The organism is Novosphingobium profundi (assembly GCF_018491765.1).
Classification (GTDB): domain Bacteria; phylum Pseudomonadota; class Alphaproteobacteria; order Sphingomonadales; family Sphingomonadaceae; genus Novosphingobium; species Novosphingobium profundi.
On the sequence record NZ_JABWCU010000001.1, the window covers coordinates 135,669 to 149,157 of the forward strand.

Here is a 13,489-nt window from a genome sequence, read left to right on the forward strand (position 1 = left end):
ATATCTGAGCAATGGCTATGACCGATCCCCTGGGTGACATGCTCACCCGCATCCGCAACGGCCAGCAGGCGAAGAAGGACTCCGTCCTTTCCCCCGCCAGCAAGCTGCGTGCGCGCGTGCTCGAAGTTCTCCAGCGCGAGGGCTACATCCGTGGTTTCAGCGATGACACCACCGGTGCCCATCCGCAGCTGCGCATCGAGCTGAAGTATTTCGAGGGCGAACCCGCTATCAAGCACATCGCCCGCGTCTCCAAGCCTGGCCGCCGCGTCTACTCGGGTTCGAAGGAACTCCCGGTTGTGCGCAACGGCCTTGGCATCACCATCGTCTCGACGCCCAAGGGTGTGCTTTCGGATGCCGAAGCGCGCGCGGACAACGTCGGCGGCGAAGTGCTGGCGGAGGTGTTCTAATGAGCCGTATTGGTAAGAAGGTCGTCGCGATCCCGGCCGGCGTCACCGCCGCGCTCAGCGACAACGTCCTCACCGTCAAGGGCCCCAAGGGCACGCTCACCATGGGCGTGTCCGACCAGGTCACCTGCGCGGTCGAAGACGGCACCGTCGCGATCCAGCCGATCAACACGTCGAAGCAGGCCCGCAGCCACTGGGGCATGCAGCGCACGCTCGTTGCCAACCTCGTTGGCGGCGTGACCGAAGGCTTCTCGAAGGTCCTCGAGCTCAAGGGCGTCGGCTACCGCGCGCAGATCCAGGGCAAGACCCTGAAGCTGCAGCTCGGCTACTCGCACGACGTCGACATCGCGATCCCCGAAGGGATCGAGATCAAGACTCCGGACAACACGACCATCGAGATTTCCGGAATCGACAAGCAGAAGGTCGGCCAGATTGCGGCCGAGATCCGTCGCTGGCGCAAGCCCGAGCCCTACAAGGGCAAGGGCATCAAGTACCGCGGCGAATTCATCTTCCGCAAGGAAGGGAAGAAGAAGTAATGGCAAAGCTTTCCCTTTTCGAGCGCCGCCGTCAGCGCGTGCGCACCGCCCTTCGCGCTTCGGCCGGTGGTCGTCCGCGTCTTTCGGTGCACCGCACCGGTCGCCACATCTACGCCCAGATCATCGACGATGCGCAGGGCCGTACGGTCGCTGCCGCCAACACGCTTGGTGGCAAGGGCGCTGACACCGATGCCGCCGTTCGCGTTGGCAAGGAACTGGCCGAGGCCGCCAAGAAGGCGGGCATCACCACGGTCGTGTTCGATCGCGGCGGCTTCCTGTACCATGGTCGCGTCAAGGCGCTGGCCGATGCCGCCCGTGAAGGCGGGCTGGAGTTCTGAGCATGGCTGACGAAAACAACACCATCGAACAGCCGATCTCGGCTGAGCACCCCCAGGGCGGCGAAGCCCGTGAGGGCCGCGAAGGCGGTCGTGGTCGTGGCGGTCGTGGCCGTGGCGAACGCGGTGAGCGTGGCGGCCGTGGCCGTCGCGATGACCGTCGCGGTCGTCGCGAGGACGAGGAGCAGGGCGAAGAGCTGATCGAGAAGCTGGTTCACATCAACCGCGTCTCGAAGACCGTCAAGGGCGGTAAGCGCTTCGGTTTCGCTGCACTCGTCGTCGTTGGCGACGGCAAGGGCCGCGTCGGCTTTGGCCATGCCAAGGCCCGCGAGGTTCCCGAGGCGATCACCAAGGCGACCGCTTCGGCCAAGAAGAAGATGATCCGCGTCGCGCTGAAGGAGGGTCGTACCCTCCATCACGACGGCAAGGGCCACTTCGGCGCCGGTCGCGTCAACGTCCGTACGGCACCTGCGGGTACCGGCATCATCGCCGGTGGTCCGATGCGCGCCGTGTTCGAGAGCCTGGGCGTCCATGACGTCGTGACCAAGTCGGTCGGCACCTCGAACCCCTACAACATGATCCGCGCCACCTTCGACGCCCTGACCGATCAGTCCTCGCCCAAGGCGGTGGCTCAGCGTCGTGGCAAGAAGGTCACCGACCTCCTGGGTCGTGGCGGCGCGAGCGAAGCTGAGGCGGAAGCCGCAGCCGAAGCCATCGTGGAGTAAGCGACAATGGCCAAGATCAAGATCAAGCAGATCGGTTCGCCGATCCGTCGCCCCGAGAGCCAGAAGAAGATCCTCATCGGTCTCGGCCTCGGCAAGATGCACCGTGTCGTCGAGCTCGAGGACACCGCGGAAGTCCGTGGTGCGATCGCCAAGCTCCCGCACATGGTCGCCATCGTCGACTGATCGCTTGGCCTCGTCCTTCGGGACGGGCCGCGCGATGCGAGACACGAAAGGGGCCCCGACGTTCGCGTCGGGGCCCCTTTTGCGTTTGCGGTGCAGTGCGGGGCCTCGCGCGCGTTGGCGCTTTCCTTCGTACGTGCCTGTGCTATGCGCTCACCCCTCACTGATAGACCGCCAGGTATCGTCTTGTCCCCACACGCTTCGCTCGTTTCCGCCATCATCGACCGTCCTACGCCTGCCGGGCGTGGGCGTTTCGCCGGCTTTGCGGCCTTGCTCCTTGCCGGTACGCTGGTCGCCTGCGGACACGCGCCCGGGGGCGACAGCGACCTTGCGCCCGAAGGGGCCGCGGTTACCCGCTGCGACGACGTGCGCGCCGATCCCAGGATCCTTGCCGGTATGCGCAGTGGCGACATCGCGCTTCGCCGGGCGCTTGCCTCGGGCGGACGCCCTGATCCGGTGAAACTGGCGAGCGACGCCGCGGCGCGCGGCGATTTCCGGCTCGCTGCCGTGACGAGTGCGAAGGGCGTCTCGCTCGATCTCTACAACGCGCAGTGCCGGGTGCTCGGCGATCTGCCCGCCTGGTCGATCCGGGCGTTGGCCTATGTACCCGATCTGGCGGCTGCAGAGGGACGGGGTGCCGACGATCCGGCGACCGCGTTCGGGCGCGCTTACAACGCCGCGCTCATGGGCGATTCGCGCTACCCTTATCGGGACATCTGCCGACCTGTCGCGGATGTCGGCCCCGAGCCGGCGATTCTGCCCGATGAGCCGGTGTCGCAGCCTTATGGCTTCGCCGACCTCCAGTCGGACGCGCCGGTCGACACGATGGGCTATGCCGCGCGCCACAACGCCGTTACCCAGCTACGCCGCCTGCTGGCCGAACACCCCAAGGACATCGACAAGCCCGACATGTTCGGCCTGACCCCGCTTGCCTGGGCGATCGCCTACCAGCGCTGGCGCACCGCCGACGTGCTGATCGAGGCCGGGGCGAGCCCGACCGGTGCCGGTTGCCAGAGCGCGATCGATCGCCAGTCGCCCTTGCAGGTCGCGCGCCTGATGCGCTGGTCGGACATGCTGCTGCGCTTGCGCCCTTATGTCAGCGAGGACCAGTTCGCGAGCCTGCGCCAGAACCCGCGTTACGACGACACCAGCCTGGCCGCGTTCAACCGCGCTTTCTTCGAGATCCGTCAGCGCTACGACCCGATCCTGCGCCAGCGCAAGTTCGCGCGTTACGAGATGCGCTTCACAATTGATGAGAAGGGTAATTCGACGAGCTGCGAAGTGGTGCCGGCGTCCAACTCGCCCGCCTTCGACGGCGAACTGTGCGAAGTGGCGATGAAGGTGGTGCGCTGGACGCCTTCGCGTGACGCTTTCGGCACGACCGTGCCGGGCGACGCCAAGCTGGTCTTCGGCATCGGCAAGTAGGCGCGGGCACCGGGAGGCGGAGGGATCAGGGCGTGCAGTGCGCCCAGACTTCGTCCAGGTTTTCGGTCATGATCTCGGTAACCCGGACCGAGGCGACCTTGCGACAGTGCGCGTGCGCGTAGGCGCGCACGGTTCCCATGACCTCGCGGTTCTCGGGGCCGTCGTTCACCTTGGGGGGCACGACGATGATCCCGGGGTGCGTCGCGAGCACGCGCCGCACTTCGCCGATGGTCGAGAGATGGCTGACGTCACGCTCGATGGTGTGCGCGAGATGGCCGGGGAAGATCAGCGGCGAGGGGATGCGGTGCCCGCTCATCATGTAGAGCGCGGGCGGGGCGTCGACGACGTAGATGTCGCGGCCATCATCGTTCTGGCGAATCGCGGTGAGAAGCGCCTCCATCCCCGCACGTGCTTTCTGCGAGCGGGCGAAGTCGAAGGCCTGGCTTTGCGGTACCGACCAGATGGCGAGCGCGGCAACGGCGAGGGGGCCGAGAATGCGCCGCTCGAGGAAACGTGCGGGCAGGATGCTGAGCGGCACCAGGATCGGCAGGCAATAGTGCATGTAGAAGCGCGGCACCGAGCAGAGTCCGACGAGCGCGGCGAGCAGCCAGGCGCGCAGGAAGGCGAAGGGGGCTCCCTTCCATTCGGGAAGGGCCAGCACGCCGACGATCAGCACCGGGGCGAGCAGGATGAAGTCGATCGTCGCGCGGATCGCGCCGTCGCGCACGTTGCCGGGCTTGTCGAGGTTCGAGGTGACCATCGCGTGCCAGTAGATGTCCCAGTAGCCGTGGAGCGCGTACCACGCCGCGATCGCCAACGCGGGGAGGGCGCCGATCAGCGCCCATGCGGCGATCGTGGCGAAACGGCGTGGGAGCGCGGGACCCGCCTGCGCCTTCAACTGCCAGAACGCCGCAGCAAGGCCGAGGAACACCGCCTCGAACAGCGCGGTGGTCTTGATCGTGATCGCGCAGCCCGCGAGCAGCATGGCTAGGGCGACGCGTTTGGGGGCTTCGCCTGCCAGCAGTTGCCCGCGTGCGCGGTAGACCAGCAGCGCGGCGGTGGCGATGAACAGGTTGTAGAACACCGGGCTCTGGCCGCCGAAACCCTGGAGCGGATCGAGCCACAGCAGGTAGACGAGGCCGCACGGCAGGCCGGCGCGCGCGTTCGGCCGGCCCAGCGTTGCGAAACGGGCGATGCACCAGGCGGTCGCGGCGCTAAACAGGCAGGCGACAAGCTTGTAGGCAAGCGGCGAGGACGAGAGGAACGCGATCAGGTAGAAGAGGAAGAACAGGCCCCAGGGCTTGCGGTCCCAGATGTCGACATAGGGCAGGTAGCCCTTGTGCATGGCGACACCCACGGTCTGGTAGAAGGCCTCGTCGACGCTGAGGTTGGGCGAGGCGAAGGTGTTGGCGCGCAAGGCAAGTGCGACCGCGAGGAAGAGCAGCACCGTCCACCAGGCCAGCGCAGGATCGCCTGGCGGGGCATCGTCCGCGAGGGTGTCGGTGGGCAGGGCGCGTTCGGTCGGGGAAATGGTCTCGGCTCCGTGTCGGCGCGCGTGGTGCGGGCGTGCCGCGAGGGGATTGCCAGCCCGTGGCTAATACCGGGTTAATCCCGATCCGGAGCAATGCGCCGGAGATGGGGCCGGATTCGGGGGTGACAAGCCGCTCCCTTTCGCTTATGGGGCCCGCTTCCTATCAGCGCGATGAAAAGCGAAAGCGAGTGCATACTATGAATCTGAATGATCTTCGTGACAATGCCGGCGCCCGTCACCGTCGTCTGCGCGTCGGCCGTGGTATCGGTTCGGGCAAGGGCAAGACCTCGGCACGCGGTCAGAAGGGCCAGAAGAGCCGTTCGGGCGTTGCCATCAAGGGCTTCGAAGGCGGCCAGATGCCGCTTCACATGCGTCTGCCGAAGCGCGGCTTCACCAACGCCAAGTTCGCCAAGGACTACGCGGAAGTGAACCTGGGCATGATCCAGAAGGCGATCGACGCCGGCAAGCTCGACGTCTCGGGCACCGTCGACCACGCCACGCTGCAGGCCGCTGGCCTCGCCCGCGGTGGCAAGGACGGCGTGCGTCTGCTCGGCAAGGGCGAGCTGACCGCCAAGGTCGAATTCAACGTCGCGGGTGCCTCGAAGGGCGCGGTCGCAGCGGTTGAAAAGGCCGGTGGCAAGGTCATCCTTCCGGCCAAGGAAGCTGCCGAGGCCTGATTCGCCATGGTGCGATGATGCAATCACACGGGAGGGCGGAGCGCCAGGCGCTTCGCCCTCTTGTGCGTTTCGCGACACGCGGGGCAACGAATCATGTGGGATTCGTCGCCCCGGGGTCGCCTGGAGGGTTTTCGCTCTCCTACGAATGTCTATATGGACGGACTGGAACGCGGGTTCGACAAGGGTGCTCACAGCAGCTAAGGCCGAATCCGGAAACGTTATTCGAGGCTTTCAACACTCATGGCTTCCCGTGCCGACAACATCGCCAGCTCGCTGAGCCTGAGCAATTTCTCCAAGGCCACCGAGCTGAAGAAGCGCATCTGGTTCACGATCGGTGCGCTCATCGTCTTCCGCTTCCTGAGCTTCGTGCCACTGCCGGGCGTCGACGCCCGCATCCTGAGCCAGCTCTACAGCCAGACCCAGGGCGGCATTCTCGACCTGTTCAACACCTTCTCGGGTGGTTCGCTCTCGCGCATGAGTCTCATCGCGCTGGGCGTCATGCCCTACATCACGGCCTCGATCGTGGTGCAGCTGGCCGCTTCGCTTCATCCCGCGCTGATGGCGCTGAAGAAGGAAGGCGAGGCCGGCCGCAAGAAGATGAACCAGTACACCCGCTACGGCACGGTCGGCCTCTGCGCCATCCAGGGCTACTTCCTGGCCGTCAGCCTCGAGGCTTACGGCGCCTCGAGCGGCCTGCCGGCGGTGGTCGACCCGGGCATCCTGTTCCGCGTGGGTGCGGTGATCAGCCTCGTTGGCGGTACCATGTTCCTGCTGTGGCTGGGTGAGCAGATCACCTCGCGCGGCATCGGCAACGGGGTCTCGCTGATCATCATGGCGGGTATCGTCGCGCAGATGCCGACGTTCGCCTCGAACCTGGGTCAGGCCTATTCGGCCGGCGACACCGGCTCGTTCCTGATCATCGGTCTGATCGTGCTGATCGTGGCGATGATCCTGGGTATCTGCTTCTGCGAGCGCGCGCAGCGCCGCCTGCTGATCCAGTATCCCAAGCGCGCCACCCAGCGCGGCATGATGCAGGCCGATCGCAGCCACCTCCCGCTCAAGATCAACACCGCGGGCGTGATCCCGCCGATCTTCGCGAGCTCGCTGCTGCTGCTGCCGCTCACGATCACCCAGTTCGCGGGCAAGTCGCTCCAGCCGGAATCGACGATGGGCAAGATCGTGGTCTCGCTCAACCAGTACCTGGGCCACGGCAAGCCGCTTTACATGCTGCTTTACGCCGCCGGCATCATCTTCTTCAGCTTTTTCTACACCGCGGTCGTCTTCAATCCCGAGGAAACCGCCGAGAACCTGAAGAAGAACGGAGGCTTCATTCCGGGCATCCGTCCCGGCAAGAACACCGCAAACTATCTGGACTACGTGCTGACGCGCGTGACCGTGGTCGGTGCGGCCTACCTCACCATCGTGTGCTGCGTGCCGGAATTCTTCCTGGCGCAGACGGGCCTGCCGCTGCTGTTCATGGGCGGAACCAGCCTGCTGATCGTGGTCAACGTGACCGTCGACACCATCACGCAGATCCAGTCGCACCTGCTGGCGCACCAGTATGGCGATCTCATAAAGAAGGCGAAGCTGAAAGGCCGTCTGCGCTAAGCGCGGGCCGACGCCGCGAACAAGAAACTGAGGGGGTTTAGGCGTGAATATCATTCTTCTTGGACCGCCGGGGGCGGGCAAGGGAACCCAGGCTCAGCGCCTGGTCGAACGGCATGGCATGCGCCAGCTTTCCACCGGTGACATGCTGCGGGCCGCGGTCAAGGCGGGCACGCCCACCGGGCTCGAGGCCAAGGCCGTGATGGAGCGCGGCGAACTGGTTTCCGACGCGATCGTCTCGGCGCTGATCGGCGACGAACTCGACGCGATGGGTGCCGAGACCGGCGCGATCTTCGATGGCTATCCGCGCACCGCAGCGCAGGCGCAATCGCTTGATGCGATCCTTGCCGAGCGCGGCCGCAAGCTCGATCACGTGATCGAGCTGGGCGTCGATGAGGAAGCGCTCGTCGAGCGCATCACCGGACGCTTCACGTGCGCCTCGTGCGGCAAGGGCTACCACGACGTGTTCGAGCAGCCCAAGGTTCCGGGCACCTGCGACAAGTGCGGGGGCACCGAATTCAAGCGCCGTCCCGACGACAACGCCGAGACCGTGCGCACGCGTCTGGCCGAATACCGCGCCAAGACGGCGCCGATCCTGCCGATCTACGAGGAGCGCGGGATCGTCTCGAAGGTGGACGGCATGGCCGACATGAACGAGGTGACCGCCTCGATCGAGGCGGTGCTCGCGTCCTGATCGGCCCCGTCCCTCGAAAAGCGAAAGAAGCCGGTGCGAAAGCCCGGCTTTTTTTCTGGCCATGCGAAAGGTTTGCCGTCAGAGTGCCGCGCAGCATGAGACGACACGGCCTTTGGCGGACATTTTCGGGAATTGGATTTGCGGTGCTGGCCCTCGGCGTGCCGCAGATGGCGCAGGCCAAGGTGGCCGAGGTGAGCGAGCGCGGTTTTATCGTACGCCACATGTTCGATGTTCCCGCCGATGCGCAGAAGACCTGGGATATGCTGCTCGAGCCCGCGCAGTGGTGGAATTCGGCGCATACCTGGTCGGGTGATGCCGCCAATCTTTCGATCGACGCCAAGGCGGGCGGCTGCTTCTGCGAGATCCTGCCCAACGAATCCTCGCCGCGCGCCGCGCCGCGCGGCAGCGTCGAGCACATGCGGGTGGTCTACATCGAGCGTCCGCGCGTGCTGCGCATGAGCGGCGCGCTCGGTCCGCTCCAGGCCGACGCGGTCAACGCCACGCTGACGATCCAGTTGAAGCCCGACGAGGGCGACGCCGCGGGCTCGACGCATATCCTGCTCGAATACGTGGTCGGTGGCTACATGCGGCGCGGCGCCGAGGCGATGGCCCCTGCGGTCGACGCCATGCTCGGCCAGCAGATGGAAGGGCTCGTCGCCAAGCTCGGCGGGGCATTCGCGCGGGCGTTCGGAGACGCCGGTGTCGGCGATGTCGGTGCCGACGAGATCGGTGCCGGCGAGGCGGGCGCGCCGGGCGATGCCGGAGAAAAAGCCGAAGCTCCCGCGGCCTCGGATGTCTCGCCGCCGATCGAGGTGGTGGACCCGTCGGGCATCCAGCCGCTCGCGCCCGAACCGCCCAAGGGTGAGGCGATCGGGCGATGAGGTTGCAGGAAGATCAAGCCGTTGTGCGAGGTGGTCTTTGACGTGGGCACCATTGCACGGTATGATGGCCCCATCGCTATCGGGTCTTGCGCGAATTTCCGCGCCTGGCCCGCTATTCGTGTCGGCTGCATTGACAGTCGGGTCGAATCGTTTTAAGCGCGCCCTTCACTCGACGGAATCGCTGTGTCCGGATGGTCTGGCTTGCATCAAGTCGCCGCCCGGTCGTTTTGCGTTTCCGGATCGGGCTGAGTTCAGCGTTGAGATGGAGGCGCACCCATGTGCCTCTGTGGAGCAGGAGATTTAAGTGGCTCGTATTGCCGGGGTAAACATCCCCACCAACAAGCGCGTGATCATTGCGCTCACCTACATTCACGGCATTGGTCGTACCAAGGCCGTCGAGATCGCCGACAAGCTGGGTATCGATCACACCCGTCGCATTCAGGATCTCTCGGACGCCGAAGTGCTCCAGATCCGTGAAACGATCGACGCCGATCACCTCGTGGAAGGCGACCTTCGTCGCGATACCGCGATGAACATCAAGCGTCTCATGGACCTCGCTTGCTACCGTGGCCTGCGTCACCGCAAGGGTCTTCCGGTTCGTGGCCAGCGCACGCACACCAATGCGCGCACCCGCAAGGGCAAGGCCAAGCCGATCGCCGGCAAGAAGAAGTAAGCCTGAGAACCTTTACGGTTTTCGGTTTCACGCAGCGATTTATCGACAGGATATACGGACATGGCACGCGAACCCCAGCGCATTAAGCGGCGCGAGCGCAAGAACATCACGAGCGGCATTGCGCACGTCAATGCAAGCTTCAACAACACCATGGTGACCATCACCGACGCACAGGGCAATGCCATCAGCTGGTCCTCGGCCGGCATGATGGGCTTCAAGGGCAGCCGCAAGTCGACTCCCTACGCCGCGCAGGTTGCCGCCGACGACGCCGGCAAGAAGGCCGCCGAGCACGGCGTGCGCACCCTCGAAGTCGAAGTCAAGGGCCCCGGCTCGGGCCGTGAGAGCGCGCTTCGCGCCCTCCAGGCCGTCGGCTTCACGATCACGTCGATCCGCGACGTGACCCCGATCCCGCACAACGGCGTTCGTCCTTCGAAGCGTCGCCGCGTCTGATCGATCCTTTTGCGGGCGGCAAACCGGTTGTCGCCCGTTTTCAGGAGCGGTCCAGGGTCCTTCCAACGGGCCCTGGGGCGCTAACCGCCATCGTAATCCCAGGGGAAGTCCATGACTGTCAACATCAAGAACTGGCAGGAACTCAAGAAGCCGAACAGCCTTGAGATCAAGCCGGGACCCGACCCCAAGCTGAAGGCAACCTTCGTTGCCGAACCCCTCGAGCGCGGTTTTGGTCTTACGCTCGGCAACGCGCTGCGGCGCGTTCTTCTGTCTTCGCTCCAGGGGGCGGCGATCACCTCGATCAAGATCGAGAACGTCCTTCACGAATTCAGCTCGCTTGCCGGCGTGCGTGAAGACGTGACCGACATCGTCCTCAACGTGAAGCAGATCGCCCTCAAGATGCAGGGCGAAGGCCCCAAGCGTCTCCAGCTCTCGGCCACCGGCCCGGCGCAGGTCAAGGCGGGCGACATTGCCGTTTCGGGCGACATCGAGGTCATGAACAAGGACCTCGTGATCTGCACGCTCGACGAGGGTGCAGTCCTGAACATGGAACTCACCGCCGACACCGGCAAGGGTTATGTACCCGCCGTCGGTAACCGTCCGATTGACGCGCCGATCGGGCTTATCCCGGTTGACTCGCTCTACTCGCCGGTCCGCCAGGTGAGCTACAAGGTCGAGAACGCCCGCGTCGGCCAGGAACTGGACTACGACAAGCTGAGCCTGACCGTCGAGACCGACGGCACGGTCGCTCCCGAGGACGCGGTCGCCTATTCGGCGCGCATCCTTCAGGACCAGCTTGCGCTGTTCGTCCACTTCGAGGACATCGCGCCCGTCGGCCAGTCGCCGATGGTGGGCATGGCCGCCGGTGGCGCCGCTTCGCAGGAAGAGAGCGACACCAACCAGCTCAACCGTTACCTTCTCAAGAAGGTCGACGAGCTGGAGCTTTCGGTCCGCTCGGCCAACTGTCTCAAGAACGACAACATCATCTACATCGGCGACCTGGTCCAGAAGACCGAAGCCGAGATGCTGCGCACGCCGAACTTCGGCCGCAAGTCGCTCAACGAGATCAAGGAAGTGCTTTCCTCGATGGGTCTGCGCCTCGGCATGGACATTCCGGGCTGGCCGCCCGAGAACATCGAAGAAATGGCCAAGAAGCTCGAGCAGGAACTGCTCGGCTGATAGCCATACCTCCTTATAGGTTCGAGAAGGGCTCTACGGGATACCGTGGAGCCCTTTTTCGTTGGCGGATCTGGATCGTACGTGCGGCACGGTTCAATTTCGAAAATAGGATAGCTGCATTGGTCGAGCATCGTCTGTCGAATGAGAATGTATGTGCATTCATTTTATCGAATAATTCAAAATTTCTGATCGAATTTTCATTCAATAAGTAATTTCGAATGATCCGGCAATTCGGAAGAAAATAAGTACATAAGTGAATATATTTGACTTTCAGTCGTGATGATTGCCTTCTGTCGCATAGTGCACTTGCGGGGCTCTTTGCGGATGGCGGATGCAACTGTTGGTTTTTCCATCATCCTTGCACTTGGGGTGGCATGGGGGCTGGGCTACGCGTTCGACCGGCCGGGTTGGCTGGAGCGGGCGGAGCGTCGGATGGTGCAGTTCGATGGTCTTCGCGGGGTGCTCGGCTGCGCGGTGGTCATCCACCACTACCTGATCTGGCGGGGCTATGCGGCTTCGGGCGTCTGGCGTGCGCCTGAGGGAAATCTCGGGAACCAGCTGGGCCTGAGTGCGGTCGCGCTGTTTTTCATGATGACCGGTTTCTTGTTCTATCCACGCATCCAGGGCGGAATTGAGGCGGTGAACTGGGCGCGCATGTTCGTCCAGCGTGTGTTCCGGCTCGTGCCCATGCTGCTGCTCTCCACGCTGCTCTGCGCAGCTCTGCTCGTTCTGCGCGAGGGAGCAAGGCTGGACCGCTCCTTCCTGTTCCAGGTTCTGGCCTGGCTGGCGGGGGTGCAGGTGCCGCTGATGGGGCGGGCGGACGCCGCACTGGTCAATGCGGGTGTGTTCTGGACGATCAAGTGGGAATGGGCCTTCTACTTTGTCCTTCTGCCCGCACTTGCGGGGCTGCGCTCGCTCTGGCCGCGTTCGGCCTGGACTCCGGTGGTGCCAGGGCTGCTCCTCGCGAGCCTCGCCTTGCGCGTAAGCGGCCTCTCGCTGTTCGTCTTCCTGCCTCTGTTCCTGCTCGGAATGCTGGGCTGCGAGCTCGCCGGGCGCGTGCGGCTTGCCGGGCGGCTGCGCACAAACGGGGCAGGGTGGAGCCTCGCCGTGTTGCTGGCGGGCGAACTCGGGCTATTCCATGATCCTTACGAAACGGCCGCGACGGTGGTGCTTGGGCTGTTCTTCATTGGCATCGCGTGCGGCAACGACCTCTTCGGGGTGCTGCGCTGGCGCGCCCTGAGGGTGCTGGGCGATCTGTCCTTCGGGGTCTATGTCCTGCACGGTATCGTGCTTTACCTCGGCTTCGCTCTGGGGCTTGGCCGGTTGTCCGCGCCGGTGGCGCTGCCGCTGCTGATGGCATTCGTCATTGCGGCGGCCGCGCTGGCGCATTGGGCTATCGAGCGGCCGGGAATTGCGCTCGGGCAGTGCGTCGCGTCGCGTCTGGGCGGGCTGCGTCGGCGGCTTTTGGCGGCTTCGCTGGTCGACCGGCCTTGACTCCGCCGCCGATTTCGTCATTAGGGCCACTCTTCACGCACACGTGAATCGGTTTTGGGCGGTGGCCGTCAGTCACATCGCCCGGCAGGCAGTACCTCAAACGGCTGTCTGACGAACGGAGTAGAGTTTATGCGTCATAAGTATTCGGGCCGCAAGCTGCAGCGCAAGTCCGGCCACCGCGCCGCCCTCCTGCGCAACCTGGCCGCGGCCCTGATCAAGCACGAGCAGATCCAGACCACCACGCCCAAGGCGAAGGAACTGCGCCCCTACATCGAAAAGCTGATCACGCTCGCCAAGCACGGCGGCCTTTCGAACCGTCGCCTCGCGCACGCCAAGATCATGGACGACGCGCAGGAAAAGAAGCTGTTCGAAGTTCTCGCCGAGCGTTACTCGGACCGTCCGGGTGGCTACACCCGCATCATCAAGGCTGGCATCCGCGCGTCGGACGCCGCCCCGATCGCGATCATCGAGCTGGTTGACCGCGACGTCGACGCCAAGGGCCAGGATTCGGGCCCGGTGACGAGCGACGCCGAGGAATACGCCGAGGCGTAAGTCCTTGAACGGAACCTGTCGGTTCTGTTGACAAGCGAATTGACCGGAACGGTCGCGAGATGCCAGTCTCGCGGCCGTTCTTTCGTTTGGCGGCAACGAACTGTCGGGAGCAGATCATAAACATGCGCAACTTTCTTCGGTGGACCAC

16 protein-coding genes are annotated in these 13,489 nt (G+C 64.6%); 15 read left to right on the plus strand and 1 reads right to left on the minus strand.

Annotated features, from left to right (window positions below; all coding sequences use genetic code 11):
• Window positions 1-11 precede the first annotated feature (11 nt).
• The 6 genes from rpsH to HT136_RS00685 all read left to right on the plus strand — a co-directional run bounded on the left by rpsH (window position 12) and on the right by HT136_RS00685 (window position 3,605).
• Window positions 12-407, plus strand: a complete 396-nt coding sequence (gene rpsH, locus HT136_RS00660; RefSeq protein WP_214196740.1) for a 30S ribosomal protein S8 — start codon at window positions 12-14, stop codon at window positions 405-407.
• The gene (gene rplF / locus HT136_RS00665; protein ID WP_214196742.1) at window positions 407-940 is read left to right on the plus strand and encodes a 50S ribosomal protein L6; all 534 of its coding nucleotides are present in this window, start codon (window positions 407-409) and stop codon (window positions 938-940) included. Before rpsH ends, rplF begins: the two co-directional genes overlap by 1 nt.
• Window positions 940-1,278, plus strand: coding sequence for a 50S ribosomal protein L18 (gene rplR / locus HT136_RS00670; protein ID WP_214196743.1), 339 nt, complete (start codon window positions 940-942; stop codon window positions 1,276-1,278). The genes rplF and rplR overlap by 1 nt, the downstream gene beginning before the upstream one ends.
• Before the next feature lie 2 nt (window positions 1,279-1,280).
• Window positions 1,281-2,000: a 30S ribosomal protein S5 gene (gene rpsE / locus HT136_RS00675; protein ID WP_214196745.1), complete on the plus strand. Its 720-nt coding sequence runs from the start codon at window positions 1,281-1,283 to the stop codon at window positions 1,998-2,000.
• A gap of 6 nt (window positions 2,001-2,006) precedes the next feature.
• Window positions 2,007-2,183, plus strand: coding sequence for a 50S ribosomal protein L30 (gene rpmD, locus HT136_RS00680; RefSeq protein WP_103099210.1), 177 nt, complete (start codon window positions 2,007-2,009; stop codon window positions 2,181-2,183).
• Between the two features lie 183 nt (window positions 2,184-2,366).
• The gene (locus tag HT136_RS00685; RefSeq protein WP_214196747.1) at window positions 2,367-3,605 is read left to right on the plus strand and encodes an ankyrin repeat domain-containing protein; all 1,239 of its coding nucleotides are present in this window, start codon (window positions 2,367-2,369) and stop codon (window positions 3,603-3,605) included.
• A gap of 25 nt (window positions 3,606-3,630) precedes the next feature.
• Here HT136_RS00685 and HT136_RS00690 read toward each other — a convergent pair whose 3' ends face one another.
• Window positions 3,631-5,052, minus strand: coding sequence for a hypothetical protein (locus tag HT136_RS00690; RefSeq protein WP_343222071.1), 1,422 nt, complete (start codon window positions 5,050-5,052; stop codon window positions 3,631-3,633).
• 281 nt (window positions 5,053-5,333) lie between these two features.
• Here HT136_RS00690 and rplO point away from each other — a divergent pair, with 281 nt between their 5' ends.
• The 9 genes from rplO to rplQ all read left to right on the plus strand — a co-directional run bounded on the left by rplO (window position 5,334) and on the right by rplQ (window position 13,341).
• A complete protein-coding gene (rplO, locus tag HT136_RS00695; protein WP_214196749.1) occupies window positions 5,334-5,813 on the plus strand; it encodes a 50S ribosomal protein L15 in 480 nt (159 codons plus the stop codon).
• A gap of 240 nt (window positions 5,814-6,053) precedes the next feature.
• The gene (secY, locus tag HT136_RS00700; RefSeq protein ID WP_214196751.1) at window positions 6,054-7,421 is read left to right on the plus strand and encodes a preprotein translocase subunit SecY; all 1,368 of its coding nucleotides are present in this window, start codon (window positions 6,054-6,056) and stop codon (window positions 7,419-7,421) included.
• A 43-nt stretch (window positions 7,422-7,464) separates the two neighbouring features.
• A complete protein-coding gene (locus HT136_RS00705) occupies window positions 7,465-8,112 on the plus strand; it encodes an adenylate kinase (RefSeq protein WP_214196753.1) in 648 nt (215 codons plus the stop codon).
• A gap of 143 nt (window positions 8,113-8,255) precedes the next feature.
• The gene (locus tag HT136_RS00710; RefSeq protein WP_343222072.1) at window positions 8,256-8,993 is read left to right on the plus strand and encodes an SRPBCC family protein; all 738 of its coding nucleotides are present in this window, start codon (window positions 8,256-8,258) and stop codon (window positions 8,991-8,993) included.
• A 304-nt stretch (window positions 8,994-9,297) separates the two neighbouring features.
• Window positions 9,298-9,666 (plus strand): 30S ribosomal protein S13, encoded by a 369-nt coding sequence (rpsM, locus tag HT136_RS00715; protein WP_214196755.1) that lies wholly within the window; start codon window positions 9,298-9,300, stop codon window positions 9,664-9,666.
• Window positions 9,667-9,726: 60 nt separating this feature from the next.
• Window positions 9,727-10,116 (plus strand): 30S ribosomal protein S11, encoded by a 390-nt coding sequence (gene rpsK / locus HT136_RS00720; protein ID WP_007011846.1) that lies wholly within the window; start codon window positions 9,727-9,729, stop codon window positions 10,114-10,116.
• Between the two features lie 111 nt (window positions 10,117-10,227).
• Window positions 10,228-11,295, plus strand: a complete 1,068-nt coding sequence (locus HT136_RS00725) for a DNA-directed RNA polymerase subunit alpha (protein WP_214196757.1) — start codon at window positions 10,228-10,230, stop codon at window positions 11,293-11,295.
• Between the two features lie 432 nt (window positions 11,296-11,727).
• Window positions 11,728-12,789 (plus strand): acyltransferase family protein, encoded by a 1,062-nt coding sequence (locus HT136_RS00730; RefSeq protein WP_214196759.1) that lies wholly within the window; start codon window positions 11,728-11,730, stop codon window positions 12,787-12,789.
• Window positions 12,790-12,918: 129 nt separating this feature from the next.
• Window positions 12,919-13,341: a 50S ribosomal protein L17 gene (gene rplQ / locus HT136_RS00735; RefSeq protein WP_214196761.1), complete on the plus strand. Its 423-nt coding sequence runs from the start codon at window positions 12,919-12,921 to the stop codon at window positions 13,339-13,341.
• The last annotated feature ends 148 nt before the right edge of the window (window positions 13,342-13,489 follow it).